21 protein-coding genes are annotated in these 22,627 nt (G+C 63.2%); 16 read left to right on the plus strand and 5 right to left on the minus strand.

The genetic code is table 11. The features are described from left to right. Positions 1-115 precede the first annotated feature (115 nt). The 15 genes from FJ964_RS16285 (at position 116) to FJ964_RS16355 (ending at position 18,049) form a co-directional block, all read left to right on the plus strand. Positions 116-2,605, plus strand: a complete 2,490-nt coding sequence (locus FJ964_RS16285) for a mechanosensitive ion channel family protein (RefSeq protein ID WP_140551336.1) — start codon at positions 116-118, stop codon at positions 2,603-2,605. Between the two features lie 153 nt (positions 2,606-2,758). Further along, complete coding sequence (locus tag FJ964_RS16290) at positions 2,759-3,022, plus strand: hypothetical protein (RefSeq protein WP_140551337.1); 264 nt, start codon at positions 2,759-2,761, stop codon at positions 3,020-3,022. Between the two features lie 206 nt (positions 3,023-3,228). Further along, complete coding sequence (locus FJ964_RS16295; RefSeq protein ID WP_140551338.1) at positions 3,229-4,662, plus strand: UbiA family prenyltransferase; 1,434 nt, start codon at positions 3,229-3,231, stop codon at positions 4,660-4,662. A gap of 2 nt (positions 4,663-4,664) precedes the next feature. Next, a complete protein-coding gene (locus FJ964_RS16300; RefSeq protein WP_140551339.1) occupies positions 4,665-6,017 on the plus strand; it encodes an FAD-binding oxidoreductase in 1,353 nt (450 codons plus the stop codon). A gap of 123 nt (positions 6,018-6,140) precedes the next feature. Continuing rightward, positions 6,141-6,590: an EamA family transporter gene (locus FJ964_RS16305; protein ID WP_140551340.1), complete on the plus strand. Its 450-nt coding sequence runs from the start codon at positions 6,141-6,143 to the stop codon at positions 6,588-6,590. Next, positions 6,587-7,594, plus strand: coding sequence for an NAD(P)-dependent oxidoreductase (locus FJ964_RS16310; protein WP_140551341.1), 1,008 nt, complete (start codon positions 6,587-6,589; stop codon positions 7,592-7,594). The genes FJ964_RS16305 and FJ964_RS16310 overlap by 4 nt, the downstream gene beginning before the upstream one ends. Before the next feature lie 105 nt (positions 7,595-7,699). Continuing rightward, entirely contained in the window at positions 7,700-9,130 is a 1,431-nt protein-coding gene (locus FJ964_RS16315; protein ID WP_224713350.1) for an aspartate aminotransferase family protein, read from the plus strand. Between the two features lie 11 nt (positions 9,131-9,141). Further along, positions 9,142-10,374, plus strand: coding sequence for a hypothetical protein (locus FJ964_RS16320; RefSeq protein WP_140551537.1), 1,233 nt, complete (start codon positions 9,142-9,144; stop codon positions 10,372-10,374). Continuing rightward, positions 10,371-11,129 (plus strand): FkbM family methyltransferase, encoded by a 759-nt coding sequence (locus tag FJ964_RS16325; protein ID WP_140551343.1) that lies wholly within the window; start codon positions 10,371-10,373, stop codon positions 11,127-11,129. The genes FJ964_RS16320 and FJ964_RS16325 overlap by 4 nt, the downstream gene beginning before the upstream one ends. A 147-nt stretch (positions 11,130-11,276) precedes the next feature. After that, entirely contained in the window at positions 11,277-13,838 is a 2,562-nt protein-coding gene (locus FJ964_RS16330; protein WP_140551344.1) for an FAD-dependent oxidoreductase, read from the plus strand. A gap of 101 nt (positions 13,839-13,939) precedes the next feature. Next, positions 13,940-14,785 carry a DUF1194 domain-containing protein gene (locus FJ964_RS16335; protein ID WP_181172498.1) on the plus strand — a complete coding sequence of 282 codons (846 nt, stop codon included), beginning with the start codon at positions 13,940-13,942 and terminating at the stop codon, positions 14,783-14,785. A 210-nt stretch (positions 14,786-14,995) separates the two neighbouring features. Next, positions 14,996-15,340: a peptidase inhibitor family I36 protein gene (locus FJ964_RS16340; protein WP_140551346.1), complete on the plus strand. Its 345-nt coding sequence runs from the start codon at positions 14,996-14,998 to the stop codon at positions 15,338-15,340. Between the two features lie 143 nt (positions 15,341-15,483). Next, positions 15,484-16,428 (plus strand): ABC transporter substrate-binding protein, encoded by a 945-nt coding sequence (locus FJ964_RS16345; protein ID WP_140516347.1) that lies wholly within the window; start codon positions 15,484-15,486, stop codon positions 16,426-16,428. Positions 16,429-16,490: 62 nt separating this feature from the next. Further along, positions 16,491-17,267 carry an ABC transporter permease gene (locus FJ964_RS16350; protein WP_140495640.1) on the plus strand — a complete coding sequence of 259 codons (777 nt, stop codon included), beginning with the start codon at positions 16,491-16,493 and terminating at the stop codon, positions 17,265-17,267. Then, complete coding sequence (locus FJ964_RS16355) at positions 17,264-18,049, plus strand: ABC transporter ATP-binding protein (RefSeq protein WP_140551347.1); 786 nt, start codon at positions 17,264-17,266, stop codon at positions 18,047-18,049. Before FJ964_RS16350 ends, FJ964_RS16355 begins: the two co-directional genes overlap by 4 nt. 9 nt (positions 18,050-18,058) lie before the next feature. Here the strand turns inward: FJ964_RS16355 and FJ964_RS16360 are convergent, their stop codons facing one another. The 3 genes from FJ964_RS16360 to FJ964_RS16370 form a co-directional block, all read right to left on the minus strand. Next, positions 18,059-19,060, minus strand: coding sequence for a GlxA family transcriptional regulator (locus tag FJ964_RS16360; protein ID WP_140495642.1), 1,002 nt, complete (start codon positions 19,058-19,060; stop codon positions 18,059-18,061). A gap of 261 nt (positions 19,061-19,321) precedes the next feature. Beyond that, entirely contained in the window at positions 19,322-19,456 is a 135-nt protein-coding gene (locus tag FJ964_RS31665) for a hypothetical protein (RefSeq protein WP_127853696.1), read from the minus strand. 358 nt (positions 19,457-19,814) lie between these two features. Then, positions 19,815-20,000: a hypothetical protein gene (locus FJ964_RS16370; protein WP_140551348.1), complete on the minus strand. Its 186-nt coding sequence runs from the start codon at positions 19,998-20,000 to the stop codon at positions 19,815-19,817. A gap of 217 nt (positions 20,001-20,217) precedes the next feature. Between FJ964_RS16370 and FJ964_RS16375 the strand changes: the two genes are divergently transcribed. After that, entirely contained in the window at positions 20,218-21,117 is a 900-nt protein-coding gene (locus FJ964_RS16375; protein ID WP_140551349.1) for a LysR substrate-binding domain-containing protein, read from the plus strand. Here the strand turns inward: FJ964_RS16375 and FJ964_RS16380 are convergent, their stop codons facing one another. Both FJ964_RS16380 and FJ964_RS30990 read right to left on the minus strand, forming a co-directional pair. Beyond that, entirely contained in the window at positions 21,118-22,098 is a 981-nt protein-coding gene (locus tag FJ964_RS16380) for an alpha/beta hydrolase (protein ID WP_140551350.1), read from the minus strand. Positions 22,099-22,344: 246 nt separating this feature from the next. Continuing rightward, complete coding sequence (locus FJ964_RS30990; protein ID WP_181172499.1) at positions 22,345-22,530, minus strand: hypothetical protein; 186 nt, start codon at positions 22,528-22,530, stop codon at positions 22,345-22,347. Positions 22,531-22,627: the final 97 nt, after the last annotated feature.

The raw sequence follows: 22,627 nt of genomic DNA on the forward strand, positions 1-22,627 counted from the left end.
TGCCCCGAGTTCGGAGCCCTGGCGGTCGGATGCGACGGCTTGCCCCATGATATGGCCGTCTTTATCAAGGACAGGCAAATTCATTGCTATTGCCGCCTTGAGTCGCCGACAAATCATGTTTTTCAAATTGCTTCGCCTCGTTCTGATCCTGACGCTTGTCGTTTCGGCGCCGCTCTCCTTCGACGCGTCGGCGCAGGGGCTTGGCCAGGCGCCTGCCGGACTGGTCGCCGACCAGCAGAAAATCCTCCAGGACCTGACGACCAAGACCGACAATCTCGACAAGAAGATCCAGCAGGATGGCGGTGACGACGCCACGCTCGTCGATATCCGCCTGCAGCTCGAGGAACTGTCGCGGCAATCGCTGAACAGCGCGCTGGCCTTCCGCACGCGCCTTAGCGAGATCAACAGCCGGCTCGAGCAGCTTGGTCCGGCACCCGCCGCCGGCCAGCCGCCGGAACCCGACATCGTCAGCGCCGAGCGCCAGGCGCTGGTCTCCGAAAAGGCCGAGATCAACGCCGTCATCGCGCAGGCGCAGACGCTGTCGATCCGCATCAGCGGGCTGATCGACAAGATCGGCAATATGCGCAGCGCGCTCTTCCGCAATCTCCTGACCAAGCGCTATGTGCTGTCGGATGCGCTGAGCCCACAGGTCTTTTCCGACGCCCGCGACGAATTCGGCAATTTCTACAAGGCGGTCTCGTCCTGGCTGAGCTTCGCCTTCAGGTTCAAGTTCCAGGCCGTTCTGGCGGCTACCTTCGTGGCGCTCGGGCTGGCCCTGGTGCTTCTGGTCGGCGGCAGGCGGTTGTTCGGGCGCGTGTTCGAAGCCGATCCGTCCAACGAGGATCCGTCCTATCTCAGCCGTCTGTCGGTGGCTTTCTGGTCGACATTGCTGCCGACGCTGGCGGTCGGCGCTTTTCTTGGATCGACGATTTTCTTTTTCAACTATTACAACGTTTTGCGCGGCGACATTGGCCTCTTCCTCAATGCGCTGGCGACCGTCATCGGGGTGGTGTTCTGCGTCAACCGGCTGGCCAATGCGGCGCTCGAGCCGCGGCTGCCGAACTGGCGCCTGATCCCGGTCGAAACCGGGCCGGCGCGCTGGCTGGTGCGGCTCACCACCGCCATGGCCGTGGTCATCAGCGTCAACACCTTCCTGTCCGTCATCAACGACAAGATGGGATCGCCGCTGTCGCTGACGATCGCGCGCAGTTTCGTGGCCACCATCGTCGTCGGCATCATCCTGATCCTGATGGCGATGCTGCGGCCGTTCAAGGCCCGTGACGGCAGCTGGCGGCCTTGGCCCGCATGGCTGCGCTACCTGGCGCTGGCTTTGGGGTTCTTCACCATCATCGCGGCGCTGCTCGGCTATATCGGCCTTGCGCTCTTCGTGTCGCTGCAGGTCGTGGTCACGGGCACCGCCCTGGTCACTGCCTATATCGGCTTCCTGTCGGCACAAGCGATCGGCGACGAGGGCGCCTTCGCCAACACATCGGTCGGACGCTGGCTGTCGGCCAATTCCAGCTACGAGGACACCGCGCTCGACCAGCTCGGCCTTGTCGTCAGCGTGGCCATCAATGTGATGATCGTGCTGGTCTTTCTGCCGCTGATCCTGTTGATGTGGGGCTTCCAACTGGGCGACATCCAGGCCTGGGCCTACAAGCTGGCGACCGGGATCAATATCGGTTCGGTGACAATTTCGGTCACCGGCATCCTGTCGGGCATCGTCGTCTTCATCATCGGCTATTTCCTGACGCGCTGGTTCCAGGGCTGGCTCGACGGTTCGGTGATGGCGCGCGGCAAGGTCGACACGGGGGTGCGCAACTCGATTCGGCTGGCCGTCGGCTATGCCGGCGTGGCACTTGCGGCACTGATCGGCATCTCGGCGGCGGGCATCGACCTGTCCAGCCTCGCGCTGGTCGCCGGCGCCCTTTCCCTCGGCATCGGCTTTGGCCTGCAGAACGTGGTGTCGAACTTCGTCTCGGGCCTGATCCTGCTGGCCGAGCGGCCGTTCAAGGTCGGCGACTGGATCGTCGCCGGCGACATCAGCGGCACCGTCAAGAAGATCAGCGTGCGCGCCACCGAGATCGAGACCTTCCAGCGGCAGTCGGTGATCCTGCCCAATTCGAACCTGATCAACAACGCCGTCGGCAACTGGACGCACCGCAACAAGCTCGGCCGCATCGACATCAAGGTCGGCGTCGCCTATGGCAGCGACGTCAAGCAGGTGCACGCGGTGCTGCTCGAGATCGCCCGCGGTCATCCGCTGGTGCTGAAGAACCCCGAACCCTTCGTGCTGTTTTCCAATTTCGGGCCTGCCGCGCTGGAATTCGAGATCCGGATTTTCCTGGCGGATGTGATGAACGGCAACATCGTGCAGAACGATATCCGCTTCACCGTGCTGGAAACATTCAGCGACCAGCATATCGAGATACCCTCGACGCCACGCGCGGTCGTCGAGCCCAAGCATGCGAAGGCCTGGCCGACCGACGACGACAAGATCGAGGCCGATTTCGCCGAACAGGAACAAGCGAAGCTGGAGGCCGCGGCCGAGGCCAAACGTCTAGCCAGATCGGGACGCAAGGCGAAGAAGCCTGACCCGGATTAGATTGGCGATCGGAAGGTTTCAGGCGGTCAAACCAATTGCGGCATGAATGCGGCATTCAGTTGCGGTTCAGCTTCCATCTCATATAAGCTCCCATGCAAAGGCGAGGATGCCTTGCGAAATGCAACAGAGGCGGTGGGAACACCGATACTGCACATGTGGAAGTCGCTCGTCGCCGCCGTCGCCTTGCTCGCCGTGAGCGGCCCGGCCCATTCCGCCAGCGCGGTCAACAAGGACGCCGAGACCCGCACGCTGATCGTGACGGAAGGTGGCAGCAAGACCGACCTGGCGCTGGCCGCGGGTGAAACCGTGGAATTCTGCCCGAATGGCTGCTTCGTCACCTTGCCCAATGGCGACCTCGAAGCCCTGACCGGATCGGAAACGGTCGAGATCTCGGGCGGCGTCGCCCGCATCAAGTAATTTCGACGGCATGCCTTGAAAGGCCGGACATTTGTCCGGCCTTTTATTGTTTCCCGTAGCGGTTGTTTAACAATGACGCGGGAAATACCGCGGCGACAGCCGCCCACAACCGGGCGTTTTAACGTTCGTTACGCCATCTCCCCGCTATACGTCTTCGCCAAGACGCCGACAAACGGCGCGACGGGTTCGAGGCAGGGCAGGACGACATGGACGCGCGGTCGGACGGAAACGCAATACCGCTTGCGGTCGATCTCGACGGCACGCTGATCGCGACCGACCTGCTATGGGAAGGGCTGTTCATCCTTCTCAAGAAGAACCCGCTCTACATTTTCCTCGTGCCTTTCTGGGCCGCCGCCGGGCCGGCCCGGCTGAAGCAGGCCATCGCCCAGCGCGTCGATATCGATCCCGCGTCGCTGCCTTACCGCGCGCCATTGCTCGACCGCATCCGGGCCGAGCATGCCGAAGGCCGCAAGATCGTGCTGGCGACAGGCACGCCGCGCAAATTCGCCGACGCCATCGCTCGCCACCTCGGTGTCTTCGACCGGGTGCTGGCGACGGACGGGGTCGACAATCTGACTTCCGGCAAGAAGCGTGCCTCGCTTATCGCGGCCTATGGCGATGGCGGCTTCGACTATGCCGGCAACAGCCGCCATGATCTCAAGGTTTTCGATGCGGCACGCAGCGCGATCGTGGTGGCGCCGGATCGCCACGCCGCTCGCTGGCAGGCGGCGCATGGCGCCGAAACCATGTCGGCGCCGAAACCGACATTTCGGACCATCGTCAAGATGCTGCGCGTGCATCAGTGGCTGAAGAATTCGCTGATCGCGGTGCCGATGGTGCTGTCGCACGAATATTTCAACACCGGCATGATCTGGGAATGCCTGCTGGCGTTCATCTCGTTCAGCGCGGTGGCGTCGGCCATCTATATCCTCAACGATTTCTTCGACCTGGCGCTCGACCGCAAGCATGCCACCAAGCGCAACAGGCCATTCGCCAGCGGCGCGCTCTCCATCCCGTTCGGGATCGGCGCGATCGCGGTGCTGCTGGCGATCGGCATCGGCACAGGATTGTTTCTGTCGCCCGAATTCCTCGCCGTGCTCGGCGGCTACATGGCTGTCACCACGGCTTATTCGCTGTCATTCAAGCGCATGCTGCTGGTCGACGTGCTGACGCTGGCCGGCCTCTACACGATCCGCGTTCTGGCGGGCGCGGCCGCGACCGGCGTCGAGGTCTCGTTCTGGCTGCTCGCCTTCTCGATCTTCTTCTTCCTGTCGCTGGCGCTGGTGAAGCGCTTCGTCGAATTGCGCACCACGGCCATTCCACCCGGCGAGCGCATTGCCGGGCGCGGATATCGCACCGAGGACCAGGAGATCGTCGCCCAGGCCGGCATGGCTTCGGCCTTTTCCTCGGCACTGGTGCTGGCGCTCTACATGGACAGTGTCGCGGTGCGTGAGCTCTACCCGCATCCCTGGCTGATCTGGCCGCTGCCGCCGATCGTGCTTTATCTCACCATGCGGGTCTGGATCCTGGCGCGTCGCGATGAGATGCATGACGATCCGGTCGTGTTCATCATCCGCGATTGGCGCAGCCAGATCGTGGTGCTGATCGGCGCCGTGCTGCTGGTGATCGGGGGCTGGTAGATATGGCCGGCGAGCGCTTCGACAGCTTCGGGCGCGCGACGCCATCCGCGCGGCGCGCCATCGGCGTCGATGATGCTATTGTGCTGCTGAAGGGCGGCCAGGCCAGGCACGCCTCGCTGCTTGCCTATGGCAATGGCAGATCCTATGGCGATTCCTGCCAGAACGAGGCCGGCGCGGTCGTCGGCATGCGGCCGTTGAACCGCATCCGCGCCTTCAATGCCGAGACCGGCCTTCTCGAAGCGGATACGGGCGTTCTTCTGTCCGACATCATTGCCCACGCCGCGCCCTACGGCTTCTTCCCGGCAGTCGTTCCGGGGACGCAGTTCGTCACGCTCGGCGGCGCCATCGCCAACGACGTCCACGGCAAGAACCATCACCGGCGCGGCACGTTCGGCTGCCATGTCGAAAGCCTCACGCTGCTGCGGTCCGATGGACGGACCTACCGCTGCTCCGCGACGGACAATCCGCGGTTGTTCCGGGCGACGATCGGCGGCATGGGGCTGACAGGCCTGATCCTGTCGGCCTCGATCCGGCTGATGCGGGTGCATTCCCTCGACATCATCGAGAAGGTGGCGCCGTTTCGCGACCTGGGCGAGTTCTTCGACCTGGCCGAGGCGGCGGACCAGGCCAATGAATATGCGGTCGCCTGGATCGATCAGCTCGCCGGCGGCCGGGGCAGCGGGCGCGGCCTGCTGTTCACGGGCAATCACGCCGAGCATGGCTCGCATACCGCCGCGCGCGCCGGCGGCAATTTCGCGGTGCCGTTCCAGCCGCCGTTCAATGTGCTCAGCCGACCGTTCCTGAGCGCCTTCAATGCGGCCTACCGATGGAGGAAGGGCCGCTCTGTCGCGCCGCGCCAGGTCGGTTACCAGGGCTTCTTCTTCCCGCTGGACGGTGTGCGCGATTGGAACCGGCTTTACGGCCCGAACGGGCTGTTCCAGCATCAGAGCGTCGTGCCGGAAGAAGCCGCGCGTGAAGCGGTGCCGACGCTGCTCGCGGCTGCCAGGCGGGCCGGGCAGGGCTCGTTCCTCACTGTCCTGAAACGCTTCGGCGGCGTCCGATCCCCGGCGCTGCTCTCCTTCCCGCGGCCTGGCTACACGCTGACGCTGGATTTCCCCAACAGGGGAGCCGCGACCCTGGCGTTGCTGGACGAACTTGACCGCATCGCCATCGGAGCCGGCGGAGCGGTCAACCCCTACAAGGATGCGCGCATGAGCGCCGCAACCTTCGCCGCGTCCTTTCCGGAGTGGTCACGGCTGGAGGCGCAGCGCGATCCCGCCTTCATGTCCAATTTCTGGGCGCGCACCGCAAAAGACATCGACTTGCGAAGACGGGGCGCCGAGGCCGCCGAATAGATAAAATTGAAATGGATCTTGGTTAGCGAGTGGTTAACGAGGAGATTTACTCAAAATATCCTTGTGAATTCACGAAATCTTTTCGGGTTTGTAATAGAAGGCCTCACGGGTGGGTGAGCTGACATGAAATATATCGTCTTCATTCTCTTTACGGTCATGACCAATGCGGCCGCGCAGCTGATGCTGAAGCAAGGCATGATGTCGCTTGGGCCGATCTCGTTCGAAGGCGCCAACCCGCTTATCAAGCTTTTGCAGATCGTCTTCAGCCCCTGGGTGTTCCTCGGCCTGTGCACATTCGTCATTTCCATGGCCTCGCATCTCTATGTGCTGTCGAAGGTCGAGCTTTCCTTTGCCTATCCGTTCCTTAGCCTCGCCTATGTCGCCGTCGCGGTCTTCGCCTATTTCGTCTTCCGAGAGGACCTCAATGGCTGGCGCGTCGCGGGTATCGCCTGCATCTGCGTGGGCACGGTGCTGATCGCCCAAAGCGGCCGAGACTTGGGTGCCCGCGGGCATGACGAGCAGACCGTTTCCATCACTCCCGACAAGATCGGCACCAGCGAGATCGTTCGATGAGACATGTGATTTTCGGCGGCGACGGCTTTGTCGGTCGCCACCTTGCCCCGAAGCTCGTGGCGGATGGCGAAGAGGTTGTCGTTGCCGACATCGTGAAGAGCGACCTGGCGCATTACCGCAACGTCGGCTTCATCCATTGCGACGTGACCGATCCAGCATCGGTGGTGGCGGTTGGGCTGAAGGCGGACGACATGGTCTATAATCTGTCGGCCAAGATGCTGTCGCCGATCCAGGTGCGAGCAAAGCGCCACGATTTCTTCTTTCCGGTCAACTTCCATGGCACCGAGCATATCATGCAGGCGATGGACAGGGCCGGCGCGCCCAGGCTCGTGCATTACACGACCGACATGATCTACGGCCACACGGTCACCCAGCCGATGACCGAAGAGCATCCGGTCGCGCCGCTCGGCGAATATGGCTGGTCGAAGCAGAAGACGGAGGAACTGGCTGGCGAATGGCGCAAGCGCGGCATGTCGATCTCGCTGTTTCGTCCTCGCCTGATCATCGGTCCCGGCCGCCTCGGCATCCTTGAGAAGCTGTTCAAGCTGATCGACTGGAACCTTCCAGTGCCGATGATCGGCTCGGGCCGGAATCCATACCAGTTCATTTCTGTTTTCGATTGTGCGGAAGCTGCCCGCGCGGCCTGGAAAGCCGGCGTACCTGATGAGGCCTATAATCTGGGTTCGCTCAACCCGCCGCCGGTCAGGAAATTGCTCGGCGACCTGATCAGGCATGCCGGTTCGAAATCGATCCTGATTCCGACGCCGGGCTGGGCGGTGAAGCGCACGCTCGACCTGCTCGACCTCATGAACCTGCCGATCATGGATCCGGAGCAATATCTGATCGCCGACGAGGACTGCGTGCTCGACGTCTCCAAAGCGGGACGCCAGCTCGGTTGGGTGCCGCAACATCGCGACGAGGACATGCTAATCGCCGCCTACAGCGAATACCGCGCCAGGAAGGCCGGCCATGCCGTCGCCACCAAACATGTGCCCGCCGAATAGCAGCCCGCCAACAGTTTCATCTGCGCACGATCCCCGATCCTGCGCGCGGACAGGAGATTGAAAATGACCGTCATGGCCAAGCCCGATCAGGCGAGCGCGCGCACCATGGTCAGCGCGCCGGCGCTGTCGCCAGCCACCATCGCCAAGCCTGACCTGATCAGCGTCGAGCAGGCCAAGGCGATGGACGTCGCTGCGATGACGGACCTGTTCAAGGCACATCTCAACCCGGGCCAGCTGCATTTCATGAAGCTGCTCGGCTTCCACAAGATCAAGATCGAGCGCGCCGAAGGCATGTTCTATATCGACCAGAACGGCCGCAAGATCCTGGATTTCTTCGGCGGCTTCGGTTCGCTGGCCTTCGGCCACAATCATCCGCGCATCCTCGAAGCGCGCAAGAAATTCCAGGAGGAGAAGCGCCAGGAGATCGCCATTGCCTTCATGTCGCAATATGCGGCCGCGTTGGCGCACAACATCGCCAAATGTTCGCCGGGCGATCTCGACATGGTGTTTCTGGGCTCGTCCGGCTCGGAAGCGATGGAAGCGGCGGTAAAACTCGCCGAGCGTGCCGCCGGTCCGAAGCGGCCCAAAATCGTCTATGCCGAGAATTCCTTCCACGGCAAGACCAAGGGTGTGCTGGCGATCACCGACGGCCAGCTCTACCGCGCCGATTTCAAGGTGGCCGACAATGCGGTCCGCATTCCGTTCGCGGACATCGAAGCGGCCGAGCGCGCATTCCGCGCCGATCCCGAGATCGGCGTCATCGTGCTGGAAACCATCCAGGGCGGCGGCGGCATCATCCAGGCGCCCGCGGAATATTGGCAGAAGCTGCGCGCATTGTGCGATCAGTACGGTGTGCTGTGGGTGGCCGACGAAGTGCAGTGCGGCTATGGCCGCTCCGGCCGCTTCTATGCTTTCGAACATTATGGCGTCGTTCCCGACGTGACGGCGCTCGCCAAGTCGCTCGGCGGCGGCAAGGCGGCGGTCGGCGCGATGGTCGCCCGGCGCGAGATCTATATGAAGGCCTACGGCACGCCGAAAACGGCGATGATCCATGCCATGGCGACTTTCGGCGGCATGGGCGAGGCCTGCGTCACCTCGATCGAAGCGCTCAACGTTCTCTACGACGAGAGCCTGATCGACAACGCCGCCGCCATCGGCGAGTACCTTTTGCAGCGCCTGCGGGCGCTGAAGGACAGATACCCGAAGATCATTAAGGACGTGCGCGGCAAGGGGCTCATGATCGGGCTCGAGTTCCATGATTTTTCGCAGACCTTGCCGACGGTGTTGCGGCCGGTGGTCAGCGTGCTTGACGACAAGCTGAAGGGTTCACTGTCGGGCTTCGTCGGAGCGCTGCTGCTGCGTGACTACGACGTGCTGGTCGCCTTCACCGAGTACAACCGCAACGTCATCCGGCTCGAGCCGCCGCTGATCTGCCGGCGCGAGCATGTCGACCGGTTCGTCGATGCTTTCGACAGCCTTTTGTCGCGCGGCATTGTGGGAATCGTGAAGGATTTCGTCAAAAGCCAGGTTCGTTGAGCACCACCACGATGCTGACCAAGTCGCCCGCTCCGCAAAACCCGCTCGACCGGCTCACAGCGGCCGGCCTGGCGTGGGGTGAGGGGACCTATGCGCGGCTGGCGGCACCCATCGGCGCGGCGGCTTTCGCGCTCTACATCCTTTTGACGGCGCTGACGGCCTGGGTGATGCCCGATGCCAATTGGGACATGCTGCCCTATCTCGCCATATCAGAGGAAGGCACCTATCCCGATGCGCAGGCACTGCATGACTATGCCTACAACACCGTCAAGGCCGGAGTATCGGCAGGTGACTACAAGACGCTGACCGATGATGGCGGCGGCTTCCGCAGCCACATGGCGCAGAATGCCGCCGACTTCCATTCGCTGCTCGGCATGTACCGGATCAAGTTCCTCTACGCCGAGCTCCTGTCGACGCTGAGCGCGGTCATGTCGCCGGTCGAAGCGATGCGCCTGGTGCAGGTGGCCTCGGTGCTGCTGTTCGGCGCGACCACGCTGCTCTGGCTGCGCTCGGAAAAGGCCTTGGCGCTGGCGCCGGTGATCGGCGCGGTGCTGATCATGGCCGATTTCGGCGATGCGGCGCGCGCCTCGACGCCGGATCTGCTGACTTCGGCACTGCTACTCGCAGGACTCTATGCCTATGTCCGCGGCCGCGAGGCGGCGACGGCGATCCTGCTCTTCCTCGCCTTTATGGTGCGGCCGGACAATATTGTCTTTCTTGCCGTTTTCGCCGTTCTGCTCACCGCCTTCCGGCAGCAGGCATGGGGCGCGCTGGCCGGTTTTGCGGCGTCCTTCGTCGCCTATTTCGCCATCTCGCACTGGGCGCATCATCCTGGCTGGTGGCCGCATCTGTGGTTCTCCAGCGTCGCGCAGCACTACAATATGGAGGGGTTCGAGCCGCCCTTCTCGGTCCTTGCCTATCTCAAGGCGTTTGCCGCATCGCTGCTGCGCGCCGTCAGCCTGAACAGCTGGATTGGCGTCTCGGTGCTGGCGCTGGCCGGCTGGTACGCGGCCGGCCGGGCCGGCTTCCGCCTCGACCGACGCGCCGGCATTCTGTTCGCGGCGCTCGTGCTCGGCGCGCTGGCTAAATTCACCGTCTTCCCGATCCATGACACGCGCATCTATTTCCCGCATCTGGTCCCGCCATTCCTGCTGCTGGCCACCCCTTTCATGGCGCTGTGGGCGACGATCGCCCGTGGCCAGCACCGCGCCGCCTTGCATGCCATTCCCGGAGACACGCCATGAGTTCGCTATCAAGCCTGACGCGCATCGCGCTGTCGCTTGGCCTTCCGGCTGGTTTGCTCGACCGCGGTCCGTCGCTGCGCGGCACGAAATTCCTGGCCGGGGCGGCACTGAAAGCGCGCTTCGGCGGGACAAGGCGGCCTTTCCAGATGGTCAATATCGGCGCCTGCGACGGCGCGCTGTTCGACGACGTCACGCCGTGGCTGCATCGCATATCCGGCGCCCGTGCCCTGCTGGTCGAGCCGATCCCCTATAACCAGAAGCGCCTGCGCGCCAATTATCCCGATACCAGCCGCTTCATCATCGAGCCGGTTGCCGTCACGAAAACAAGGGGGACGATCACCGTCCACACCTTCGATGCCGCAGCCCTCGAGGCGGGCACGCTGCCGATCGAGTTTATCGGCTGCTCCTCGGTCACCGACACGAACCTGATGTCGGGCAAGAATGCCTGGGGCGAGGATGACGTGAATTTCAATAAGTTCGCGCCCTATCTCAGGGACATCGAAGTGCCGTCCGAGACCTTGCAGACATTGCTCGACCGCAACGGCATCAGCCATATCGACGCCTTCCTCGTCGATTGCGAGGGCGCAGACTGGATGGTCTTCGAGCAACTCGATCTCCAACGCTACCGTCCGGGGATGATCAAGGTCGAGGTCGGCGCACTGCCCGCCGCGGAAATCGGCCAAGTCGTGGTCAAGCTCAAGACCGCCGGCTACCAGGTCGGTTTCCAGGCCGAGGACATCTGGGCCTTCGCCTGACGGCAGCGATTTTCCTGATCCAAATCGGGTCGCGGCGCATCCGCGGCGTGTCGCAAACAGGCGGTAGCGCGCTCACCGTCCTCTGCATATTGTGCGCCGATCGACGGGCGCCGACGCCGCCCGCAACAGCACCTGGAGTCGCGGGCAATGGCAGAGTTTCCGAAAAAGGCGAAGGTCGTCATCATCGGCCTGGGTGGCATTGTCGGCGCATCGATCGCCCATCACCTGATCGAACGCGGCTGGGACGACATTGTCGGTATCGACAAATCAGGGATCCCGACCGACATCGGCTCGACGGCGCACGCTTCCGACTTCTGCTACACCACCAGCCACGATTTCCTGTCCTGCTGGACGACGCTCTACTCCATCGATTTCTACGAGAAGATGGGCCATTACGCACGCATCGGCGGTCTCGAAGTCGCGCGCGTCGGCGATGACGGCCGCATGGACGAAATCAAGCGCAAGATCGCCTCGGCCAAGGCCTTTGGCACGCGCGCCCGGCTGATCGAACCGGCCGAGATCAAGGAGAAATTCCCGCTCATCGAAGAGGGAATGGTGCAGGGCGGCCTGTGGGATCCCGACGCCGGCCTGGTCATCCCACGCTCGCAGACGGTCGCCGGCAAGCTTGTCGACCAGGCTGAAGCCTCCGGCAAGCTCAAATCCTTCGCCAACACACCGGCCCGGTCGCTCGTCGTCAAGGACGGCCGCATCAGCGCCGTGGTGACCGACCGCGGCACCATCGAGGCCGACTACGTCATCGTCTGCGCCGGCATATGGGGCCGGCTCATCGCCGAGATGGTGGGCGAGGACCTGCCCGTCATGCCGATCGACCATCCGCTCACCTTCTTCGGCCCCTACAACGAGTTCGCCGGCACGGGCAAGGAGATCGGCTGGCCGTTGCTGCGCGACCAGGGCAACTCGGCCTATATGCGCGACACCGGCGACCCCAAGACCGCCGAGGGCGGGCAGATCGAGTGGGGTTATTACGAAGAGACCAATCCGCGCCTTTGCCATCCGCGCGACCTGCTCGAGAAGGACCAGGCCCGGCTTTCGCCTTCGCAGCGCGACCTCGACATGGAGCAGATCCTGGCGCCGCTGGAGCGCGCCATGGAACTGACGCCGATCCTGGGCGAACTCGGTTATAACGAAAGCCACTCCTTCAACGGCCTGCTGCAGGTGACGGCGGATGGCGGCCCGTCCATGGGCGAGAGCCAGAAGGTGAGGGGTCTCTGGTATGCCGTTGCCATCTGGGTCAAGGACGGCCCGGGCATGGGCAAGCTCATCGCCGACTGGATGACGGACGGCCGCACCTCGATCGACCATCACGCCATCGACTATGCGCGCTTCTATCCGCACCAGACCAAGGAGCAGTTCATCTGGGATCGCTGCACCGAGACGGCGATGAAGGTCTACAATCCCGCCGTGCATCCGCGCGAGCCCTTCTCCAAGGGCCGCAACATCAGGCGCTCGCCGTTCTGGGAGCGCGAGAAGGAACTCGGCGGCTACTTCATGGAGCTCGGCGGCTGGGAGCGCGCGCACGGCTATGCCGCCAACGAGCATCTTCTGGAGAAATACGCCAACCGGGTACCGGTGCGCGAGAACGAATGGGACAACCGCCATTTCTGGCGCGTCTCCAATGCAGAGCATCTGGCGATGAGCGAAGACTGCGGCATCGTCAACCTGTCGCACTTCTCGATGTATGACGTCGAGGGACCCGACCACGTCGCGCTGCTGGAGTGGCTGTGCGCGGCCAAGATCGGCGGCGACAACAATATCGGCAAGGGCATCTACACCCACTTCCTCGACGAGGAAGGCATGGTGCGCGCCGATTTCACCGTCATCCGCATGGCCGACCGCTGCCGTTTGATCGACGGCGCGGACGCCGGCCCGCGCGACTTCCAGTACATGCGCCGCACCGCGCAGGATAAAGGTTTCGATGTCACCATCACCGATGTGACGGAAAAATTCGTCACCATCGGCATCTGGGGCCCGAACGCGCGAGCAACCCTGCAGAAGGTGGTCGAGAAACCCGAGGGCCTCGCGCTGGAGAATTTCCCCTTCGCCGCGATCAAGCCGATCCGGATCGGCGGCAAGGACGTCACCGCGTTCCGCATTTCCTATGTCGGCGAACAGGGCTGGGAACTGCACATGCGCTACGAGGACGGCCTGGCCGTCTGGGACGCGCTGCGTTCGACCGGCGTGATGCCGTTCGGCGTCGAGACCTATGCCAACACGCGGCGCATGGAAAAGAGCCTGCGCCTACAAAACGCCGATCTCCTGACCGAATACAATCTGCTCGAGGCCGATCTTGCCCGCCCGAAAGTCAAGGAGAACGACTTCTGCGGCAAGGCCAAGCACCTGGAATACCGCGCCCGCGAGCACCAGCCGGCGATGCTGTGCACGCTGGTGATGACCGAAAACACCGATTCCAAGGGCGTGGCGCGCTATCCGGTGGGCACGATGCCGGTACTGGACCCCGAGACCGGCGAGACGCTGGTCGATGAACTCGGCCGCCGTTCCTTCACCACGTCGGTCGCCTACGGCCCGACCATCGGCAAGAACATCGCGCTCGCCTATCTGCCCTGGGCCTATGCCCAAGAGGGCCGTAAGCTGAAGGTGGAGTATTTCGGCGAGACCTATCCGGTCGAGGTCGCCGGGGTCGGCTACAAGCCGCTCTACGACCCGGAGAATCTGAAGCCGAGAAGCTAGGCAACCTCCCAGCAGGGCTCCTGAGCAAATTTTGGATAAGCCCGGCGGCGATGGTCGGGCTTTTCTCTTTTTCGGCTGGCGATTCTGGCTTACCCTGCGGCATGTCTGCTTTTGCTCGCGCAAGACATCTGCTTTCAGGCGCCGCCGCCCTGGCGCTGATGCTGTGGCTGGCGCCCGCGTCGCTCGCGGACGAGCCGGTCGACGTCGAGCTGGTGCTGGCGGTCGACGTCTCGCTGTCGATGTCGGCTGACGAGCTCGAGATCCAGCGTCGCGGTTACGCGGCTGCATTGACGCACGATCATGTGCTGCAAGCCATCGCCGCCGGCGCTTATGGCAGGATCGCCGTCACTTATGTCGAATGGGCCGGCACCAACTCGCAGCACGTCATCGTGCCGTGGACGGTGATCGCCACTCGCGCCGACGCCGAGCGGGTGGTGGCGCGGCTGTCCGCCCAGCCGCCCAACAGCGCGCGGCGCACGTCGATCTCCGGCGCGCTGGAATTCGGCGCGGATCTTTTCGCCGAAAGTGGCTTTCAAGGGACGAAGCGGGTCATCGATATTTCCGGCGATGGCCCCAACAACCAGGGCGCGCCGGTCGACATCATCCGCGACGAGGTGGTCAAGCAAGGCATCGTCATCAACGGCTTGCCGCTGATGACTCGCGGCGGTTTCACCAGCGCCTATGACGTCAACGATCTCGACCGCTATTACAGCGACTGCGTCATTGGCGGTCCCGGAGCCTTCATGGTTCCGGTCAACGACTGGACGCAGTTCCCCGAAGCCATCCGCCGCAAGCTTGTGCTGGAGCTCGCCGGCTCGGCCTCGCCGCGCTCGGGTGAAGAGGCCGATCGTCCGCCGGTGGTGCTGGTGCAGGCCGAACGAGCCAGCGATTGCCTTGTCGGCGAAAAGATGTGGCGCAACCGCAACTGGATGCTCGACAGCCGCTGAGAAATTCCAGAAAAAGCGCATAGCGCTTTGCCGGTACGCGCGTAACGCTTTCCCTTTGGAAGTGATTGAAAAAAATAGTTAAAGCGGTTCGGCGGTTCCGTGAAATGCCGAACCGCTCCAGGCTTGCCAGTCCGGCAGAAGCAGTGGCAAACTGAACTTGCCGCGCCACCCGGCGGGCGGGGTGACGCGGTCAAACCGAGGAAACACCAGATGAGACGTCTAGCTATCCTGACTGCGGTCGCGTCCATGCTTTACGCCGACGGCGCCAGCGCCCAATACGATGATCAGGCCGCCTGCATCATGTTCGAAAATGCGAATTTTCGCGGGCGGTCGATCGCGCTCGGGGCCGACGATTCGGTCAATTTTCGCGGCCGCGAGTTCTGGAACGACCGCGTGTCGTCGGTGATCGTTCGCCGGGGCTGCACTCTCGTTGCCTATGAGGATTCGCGCAGGGGAGGCCGTTCGATCGAGATCAGGCGCAGGGTCCGCGATTTCGGCGGCAGCGACTGGAACGACCGCATCTCGTCCGCGGAGTGCTACTGCGACCAGTATTGACGACAAGGTCCTCGGCCTTGCCGCTTTATCGCGGCAAGGCCGAGGACCTTTGTCGCAGACGATGTGGGCAAACACGGCCCTGTTCATTGACAGCCGGGCGGCGTCCGTGAACATTCCCCCAGAGAAAACAAAGGGGAACTGACATGAACAGGACGATTATCCTTACGCTGGCGCTTGCCGCCGGCCTGTCCGCGCCGGCGATGGCCGCCACTTCGGTCACCATCGGCATCAGCGGCTGGACCGGCTTCGCGCCGCTCACGCTCGCCAAACAGGCGGGGCTCTTCGAGAAGCACGGTCTCGACGTGACCTTGAAGAAAGTGCCGCAGGCCAGCCGGCCGCTCGCCATCGCCAGCGGCGACCTGCAATGCGCCGCCACCACGGTCGAGACGTGGCAGGTGTGGAACGCCAGCGGCGTGACCACCAAGCAGATCTTCCAGCTCGACAAGTCCTACGGCGCCGACGGCATCGTCGTGCGCAACGACATCAAGACCGTCGCCGACCTCAAGGGCAAGACTGTCGCGTCCTCGGCGCCGGGGACCTCGCCCTATTTCCTGCTGGCCTGGGTGCTGAACAAGAACGGCATGTCGACCAAGGATGTCACGGTCGTCAACCTGGAGCCGGATGCGGCGGCGCAAGCCTTCCTTGCCGGCCAGAACGACGCCGCCGTCACCTATGAACCGTTCATCTCGGCGGTGCGCGACAAGGCCGACCAGGGCCACATTCTGGCGACCACGCTCGACTACCCGATGGTTCTCGACACGGTCGGCTGCACGCCCGAATTCCTCAAAGCCAATCCGGACGCCGCCAAAGCGCTTGCCGACAGCTATTTCGACGCGCTCGACCTGATCAAGAAAGACCCGCAGAAATCCTACGGCATCATGGGCGCGGACGTAAAACAGTCGGCCAAGGAGTTCGAGGATTCGGCGAAGTACCTGAAATGGGCCGACCGGGCGGAGAACAAGCAGTTCTTCACCAAGGAGTTCCAGGATTTTTCCAAGACCGCCGGCGAGCTTCTGCTGCAGATGGGGCTGATCAAGGAAGCGCCTGACGTCTCCACGCTGGCCGATACCAGCGCCGTGGCGAACTGACCGGCCGCTGTCTCGCGGCGGCGCCCCGCGCCGCCGTTTCGCTTCCACAAGGACCGTTGTGAATGCCGCGCCCCCTGCATCCGATCTCGCCGGGCACGCGAACCGTGCTCGGCATTTCCTTCTTCGTGCTGTTCGTCGTCTTCTGGGCGTGGATCACGCTTGGCGGTCACGTCAACCGCATCTTTCTCGCCGATCCGCTGTCGATGCTGCGGGATGGCTGGCGGCTGCTGGTCGAGGACCGGTTCTGGCTCGACATACTGATCACCATCTGGAGGGTCTTCGGCGGCTTCGTGCTGGCATCGGCCGTCGCCGTGCCGCTGGGCATTGCGATGGGCGCGTGGAAACCAGTCGAGGCGTTCCTGGAGCCGTTCGTCTCCTTCGCCCGCTATCTGCCGGCCTCGGCCTTCATTCCGCTGCTCATCCTTTGGGCCGGCATAGGCGAACTGGAGAAGCTGCTGGTCATCTTCGTCGGCTCCGTGTTCCAGATCATCCTGATCATCGCCGTAAAGGTCGGCTCCACGCGCCGCGATCTCGTCGAGGCGGCCTACACGCTCGGCTCCACGGACAACGGCATCGTCAAGCGTGTGATCATGCCCGCCAATGCGCCCGAGATCGCCGAGACGCTGCGGCTGGTGCTCGGCTGGGCTTGGACCTATGTCATCGTCGCCGAGCTGATCGGCTCGTCGTCTGGCATCGGCTACATGATCATCAACAGCCAATCGCGACTGGCAACCGGCCAGATCATCTTCGGCATCATCGTCATCGGGTTGATCGGCCTGTTGTCCGACCTTGCCTTCAAGGCGCTTAATCGCTGGCTCTTTCCATGGAGCCTGGCATGAGCAAGCTTCTCATCGAGGGCGTCTCGCGCACGTTCGCCGGCGTGCGCGGCGGCTCACCGGTCCAGGCGCTGATGCCTGTCGACCTGGCGGTCGCGGCCAATGATTTCATCACCATCCTGGGACCTTCGGGATGCGGAAAGTCGACCCTCTTGCGCATCGTCGCCGGGCTTGAGGCGCCGAGCGAAGGGCGCGTGCTGCTCGACGGCAAGGCGGTGACCCGGCCGGGGCCGGATCGCGGCATGGTGTTCCAGTCCTATACGCTGTTTCCGTGGCTGACGGTCGCCGAAAACATCGCCTTCGGCCTGCGCGAACGCGGCATGGCCGAGCGGGAGAGGGGCGAAATCGTCGCCTCCTATATCGACCTCGTCGGGCTGAAGGGCTTCGAGAATCACTGGCCGAAGCAACTCTCGGGCGGCATGCAGCAGCGCACGGCGATCGCCAGGGCGCTGGCCAACGACCCCGCGATCCTATTGCTGGACGAGCCGTTCGGCGCGCTCGACAACCAGACGCGCGGGCTGATGCAGGAACTGCTGCTTGGCATATGGGAACGGCGCAAGAAGACGGTGCTGTTCGTCACACACGACATCGAAGAGGCGATCTTCATGGCGTCGCGCGTGGTGGTGATGACGGCCAGGCCCGGCCGAATCAAGTCGGATGTCGCCATCGACCTGCCGCACCCGCGCCACTACACGCTGAAGACCAGTCCGGAATTCTCCGTGTTGAAGGCGCGGCTGACCGAGGACATCCGCGTCGAGGCGATGCGAACGGCAGAAGTGCTCTGAGGCGCGCCTCTACGCCGCCAGCAGCTGCTTGCGGTCGACGCGTTCCTGCTGCGGCGAGCGGGCGTAGAGCTCGCGGTAGCATTTCGAGAAATGCGAGGCCGAGACGAAGCCGCAGGCGACCGCCACCTCGACCACCGGCATCGAGGACTGGATCAAGAGATGCCTTGCACGGTCGAGGCGGATTTCGAGGTAATAACGGGCCGGCGAGCGTCCCATCTCGGTGCGGAACAGCCGCTCGATCTGGCGACGCGACAGGTCGACATGGTCGGCGATCTCGATCAGCGACAGCGGCTCCGACAGATTGCCTTCCATCAGTTCGATGATGGTCAGCACTTTCGAGTTCTGTACGCCGAGCCGGGCGCGCAGCGGCAGGCGCTGGCGGTCGGTGGGGCTGCGCACGCGGTCGGTCAGCACCTGTTCGCAGACGCGGTTGACGAGATTCTCGTCGAAATCGTCGCCGATCAGCTTCAGCATCATGTCGAGCGCGGCGGTGCCGCCGGCGCAGGTGTAGATGTTCTGGTCGATCTCGAACAGGTCGGCAAAGACATTGGCTTTCGGGAATGCCTCGGAAAAGCCTGGCAGGTTCTCCCAATGGATGGCGCAGCGCTTGTTGGACAACAGGCCGGCAGCGGCCAGGACATGCGCTCCGGTGCACAGGCCGCCGACGGAGACGCCGCGATTGTATTCCTCGCGCAGCCAGGCAAAGGCGGACTTGTTCTGGTAGCGCTCGACATTGGTGCCGCTACAGACGATGGCCATGTTGGGGCGATCCGGCCCTCCCATCTTCCTGCGCTCCTCCTCCAGCGAGGTGTTGACCGCGCATTCGACACCGTTCGAAGCGCGCACCGGCTTGCCGTCGATGCTGGCGAGGCGCCATCGATAGGCCTCGTAGCCGAGCATGCGATTGGCCGAGCGCAGCGGGTCGAGGGCCGTCGCAAAGGCGATCATGGTGAAGTCGGGGATGAGGAAAAATACAAACGATCGCTTGATCGGATGCTTAACGGCGTTCACGGGAACCTCACGCAGCCATGGCGCGAACAGAATGTCGCGAATAGCATAGCGACAACAGGAAAAATCATCCTTGTCAATCGGCTAAGGAGCTTTAGCAAGATTTAATTTGCGACATGCGTCGCAAATGGGCAATCCGCCGCCGCGCCGCACCGCCGTCATGGCGCAAGCGCTGGCAAAGAGTGTACAAACAAAACGCCGCCTCGGCGGAACCGGGCGACGTCATCTATTCAGGCAGCGCGAGGGAGCGCTGCCTGCATCGGTTCAGGCGACGAAGCCAAGGCGGGCGGCAGCCATGGCGCCGGTCTGGCCGGGCATGGTGTTGGCAAGGCGCTGGCGCTCGAGGGCCGTGGTCAGGTTCATTTCGCGGCGAGGGAAAAGGCGGGCAAAAAGCTTCATGTTCATCTCCAATCGGTTGCTCAGACGGGTCGCCTTCGCTTGATGGAGTGGGGCAGCTCGTTTGCTGGCGTGGATATAGGCTTGTGTAAGTAAAAACTAAATCGCAAAAGCGAAGCACTTGATATGAAAAGCGACACGCAAGGCGGGAGACTTTTCAGGCGCTCCCGGATTTTTCGATAATTTACAGATGGTTAGCTCAAAACCAAGCCGCTATGCGGCTTGTTCATATGCGCCATGCAGCGGTAGCATGGCTCCGAAATTCATGTGAACGCAAATAAAACGGCAAAACAGGTCGGTAAAACAAGAAGACCTGCCGGGCGGTTTGCGCGGCAGGCCTTCAATGCATGATACACACGGTTTACTTTGCTCCAGCCCAGGATCCGACGCCGGTACGCGTGCCGGCCTTCGTGTCGGCCGCTTCAGGCCAGCCAATATCCTTCTGCAGCTCGATCGGCAGGGAGCGGATGGCGCGTTCGGTCTGGTAGCGGGCGCGGGCCGCGCTGATTTCGGTCGCAAGCCGACCGATGGATGACAGGATAGACATTTCGATCTCCTCATGTCGGGGCGGAAGTGCCCAGAAATGCGTTACGTCAGGTCTGTTTCAGCTTCATTTCATGTCGAAGGCAGGTCTGTGTCGTGATCGTTTCGTGGCTGCCTTGGCAGCATCCTGCTTCGATGGAGTTGACTATGCGCCTGAATTGATGTTCAATCAAACGAAATGGAATGATAGTTTGCATCAGAAAAATTGAAGGTCGATCGTCATGAACGCCCCACTCAATCATCCGCTGCCGCTGCTGGACCTCGACGTGCTGCGCACTTTCGTGGCGATTGCCGAAACCGGCAGCTTCACCACCGCGGCCAATGCCGTCTTCCGCACGCCGTCGGCGGTCTCCATGCAGATCAAGAAGCTGGAGGATATTCTGGGCCGCTCGGTGTTCGCGCGCGATGCGCGCTCGGTGACGCTGACCACAGATGGGGAAATGCTGCTGGGCTATGCCCGCCGTCTGCTGTCGATCAACCGCGAGGTGGTGTCCAAGTTCATCGTTCCCGACATTGTCGGCGTGGTGCGGCTGGGCTCGCCGGATGATTATGGCGAGCGCGTGCTGCCGCATGTGCTGAAGCGTTTTGCGCAGTCGCATCCGTCGATCGCCGTCGACGTCACCATCGACCAGAGCAGCAATCTGCGCCGGCGCATGGATGACCGGGCGCTCGACATCACGCTGCTCACCAATTCCTACAAGACCAGCGCGCTCGGCGCCGAGGTGCTGTTGACGGAGCCGATCGTCTGGGCCGGCGCCAAGGGCGGCTGCGCGCATCTGCGCGAACCCTTGCCGGTGTCGCTGTGGGAGGAGGGCTGCGCCTGGCGGGCAGGGGCGCTCGAAGCGCTGAGCCGCGAGGGCCGCAACTACCGCATCGCTTATATGAGCGCACATACGGCCGGCCAGCGCGCCGCCATCATGTCCGATCTGGCGGTGGCGCCGCTGCCAAAGTCTTTCCTCGGCAACGACATGGTCGAGCTCTGCCCCAAGGACGGCATGCCCGATATCGGCACCTATAACCTCGCCATGGTGGTAGCGCCGGATGCCAGCGCGCCGGTCAAGGCGGTGGCCGACCACATTCGCGCGACGTTCGAAGTCTTCCGGGAAACCGGCAAGTTCTGATCAGCTAGGGTGCTCCGACTGGAGGCTCAGCCCCGAAGCCTCGGCGGACGGCGCTTCGAAGCTTGCGCCGGCGCCTTCAACAAGGGGCGAGGGGTTCTCGGTCAGAAACGCCACGATCCGTTCGCGCGCGCGGCGTGATTCCGGCATGTCGATCAGCGGCCAGACGTGGAACATGCCTTCCTCGTGGACGAGCTCTACCTCGACGCCGGCGGCCCGCGCCTTTTGTGCGAAGATCAGATTGTCGGGCGTGAGAAGATCGCGAGAGCCCGTCAGGAGCAATGTCCTGGGCAGCACCGAGAGGTCGCCATAGACGGGGCTGATATGCCAGTCCGTCGGATGTATTCCGGCACTGTAGAGCCGGATAGCCTCCCGTCCGCCCGCGATGCCGAGCCAGGGATCGTTCCGCTCCGCCTCGAACACCTCGGGGTTTGCAAGCGAGACGTCGAGCCCGGGTGAGATCAGCACATGGCGCGACGGCAAGGGCAGGCCTTCTTCGGCGGCCATCATGGTGAGCACCACGGCCATGTTGCCGCCGGCGGAATCGCCCATGAAGATGATGTCTTCCGCCTCCGTCTCGCCGAGCATCCGGCGATAGACGTCGCCGACCATGCCGAACATGGCGTGGAAGTCATGCTCGGGCGCGATGGGATAGATGGGCACCGTAAAGGCATAGCCCAGCCGGTCGGCCATGTCGGCGATCAGGTGCCAATGATAGGGTGTGATTTCAAAGACATAGGCGCCGCCGTGCAGATAGAGAATCCGCTTCCGCTCGCCGGCCTTTGGGGCGATCTCGTAGACGGGAAAGCCGTCGACGGTGCGTGTCTCGATGTTGAAGCGCTGCTGCACTGACGCCGGAGGGTGATGGTCCTCCGTCCGGCGCGCCGCAGCGATCCAGCGCTGCAGGTTTTCCGGGCTGGAAAACGCCTTCTTGCGACTGTGCCTGAGCACGAAGGACACGACGTGGCTTTTCAAACTTGGCATGCGGATACACGGGTTTCGGCGGCAGCCGACTAAGAGAAGTCCCCTTCATATTTGAAGATCGTGCCCTGGTCGAAGATGTCAAGATTTGCGCTGTGTGCACACGTCGCTGTGATCGGCCCCGCATTTCTCGCGGGAGGGATCAGCGCTGCGGCAGAAGGGCTGCGCGCAGGCGGTTGCTGGTGACGGCCGGAGCCCCGCGCGGGCTCCGGCGCGTGCCGAGCAGTTTGCACTTTTCGGCGAAGGTCATCAGCGCGCAAAGCCCAAAAGCAGAGCGGAAAGCGCCGCCTGCGGGTCGCTGGGCGGCGAGGCCGGCCAGCCGATGTCCTTCTGGACGTGCGCCGGCAGGCTGTTCAGGGCGCGGACGGCCTTGTTCCTGGCACGGGCCTGCCTGATGGTCGCACCGTAGCGGCCGAGATTTTCAAACATCGACATTTTCATCTCCCTTGAAGAACGGCGGCGGCCGAGGATTATCTTCGGCCGCCGTTCGATGCCGGGTAAATGCGCCTGCCATGTATCGGTCGGATTTCGC

The organism is Mesorhizobium sp. B2-3-2, from assembly GCF_006442295.1.
Lineage (GTDB): Bacteria > Pseudomonadota > Alphaproteobacteria > Rhizobiales > Rhizobiaceae > Mesorhizobium.

Coding starts and splice junctions, on each gene's coding strand:
- FJ964_RS16285 (WP_140551336.1), top strand. CDS start 116: ATGTTTTTCAAATTGCTTCGCCTCGTTCTGATCCTGACGCTTGTCGTT.
- FJ964_RS16290 (WP_140551337.1), top strand. CDS start 2,759: ATGTGGAAGTCGCTCGTCGCCGCCGTCGCCTTGCTCGCCGTGAGCGGC.
- FJ964_RS16295 (WP_140551338.1), top strand. CDS start 3,229: ATGGACGCGCGGTCGGACGGAAACGCAATACCGCTTGCGGTCGATCTC.
- FJ964_RS16300 (WP_140551339.1), top strand. CDS start 4,665: ATGGCCGGCGAGCGCTTCGACAGCTTCGGGCGCGCGACGCCATCCGCG.
- FJ964_RS16305 (WP_140551340.1), top strand. CDS start 6,141: ATGAAATATATCGTCTTCATTCTCTTTACGGTCATGACCAATGCGGCC.
- FJ964_RS16310 (WP_140551341.1), top strand. CDS start 6,587: ATGAGACATGTGATTTTCGGCGGCGACGGCTTTGTCGGTCGCCACCTT.
- FJ964_RS16315 (WP_224713350.1), top strand. CDS start 7,700: ATGGTCAGCGCGCCGGCGCTGTCGCCAGCCACCATCGCCAAGCCTGAC.
- FJ964_RS16320 (WP_140551537.1), top strand. CDS start 9,142: ATGCTGACCAAGTCGCCCGCTCCGCAAAACCCGCTCGACCGGCTCACA.
- FJ964_RS16325 (WP_140551343.1), top strand. CDS start 10,371: ATGAGTTCGCTATCAAGCCTGACGCGCATCGCGCTGTCGCTTGGCCTT.
- FJ964_RS16330 (WP_140551344.1), top strand. CDS start 11,277: ATGGCAGAGTTTCCGAAAAAGGCGAAGGTCGTCATCATCGGCCTGGGT.
- FJ964_RS16335 (WP_181172498.1), top strand. CDS start 13,940: ATGTCTGCTTTTGCTCGCGCAAGACATCTGCTTTCAGGCGCCGCCGCC.
- FJ964_RS16340 (WP_140551346.1), top strand. CDS start 14,996: ATGAGACGTCTAGCTATCCTGACTGCGGTCGCGTCCATGCTTTACGCC.
- FJ964_RS16345 (WP_140516347.1), top strand. CDS start 15,484: ATGAACAGGACGATTATCCTTACGCTGGCGCTTGCCGCCGGCCTGTCC.
- FJ964_RS16350 (WP_140495640.1), top strand. CDS start 16,491: ATGCCGCGCCCCCTGCATCCGATCTCGCCGGGCACGCGAACCGTGCTC.
- FJ964_RS16355 (WP_140551347.1), top strand. CDS start 17,264: ATGAGCAAGCTTCTCATCGAGGGCGTCTCGCGCACGTTCGCCGGCGTG.
- FJ964_RS31665 (WP_127853696.1), bottom strand. CDS start 19,456: ATGAAGCTTTTTGCCCGCCTTTTCCCTCGCCGCGAAATGAACCTGACC.
- FJ964_RS16370 (WP_140551348.1), bottom strand. CDS start 20,000: ATGTCTATCCTGTCATCCATCGGTCGGCTTGCGACCGAAATCAGCGCG.
- FJ964_RS16375 (WP_140551349.1), top strand. CDS start 20,218: ATGAACGCCCCACTCAATCATCCGCTGCCGCTGCTGGACCTCGACGTG.
- FJ964_RS16380 (WP_140551350.1), bottom strand. CDS start 22,098: ATGCCAAGTTTGAAAAGCCACGTCGTGTCCTTCGTGCTCAGGCACAGT.
- FJ964_RS30990 (WP_181172499.1), bottom strand. CDS start 22,530: ATGTCGATGTTTGAAAATCTCGGCCGCTACGGTGCGACCATCAGGCAG.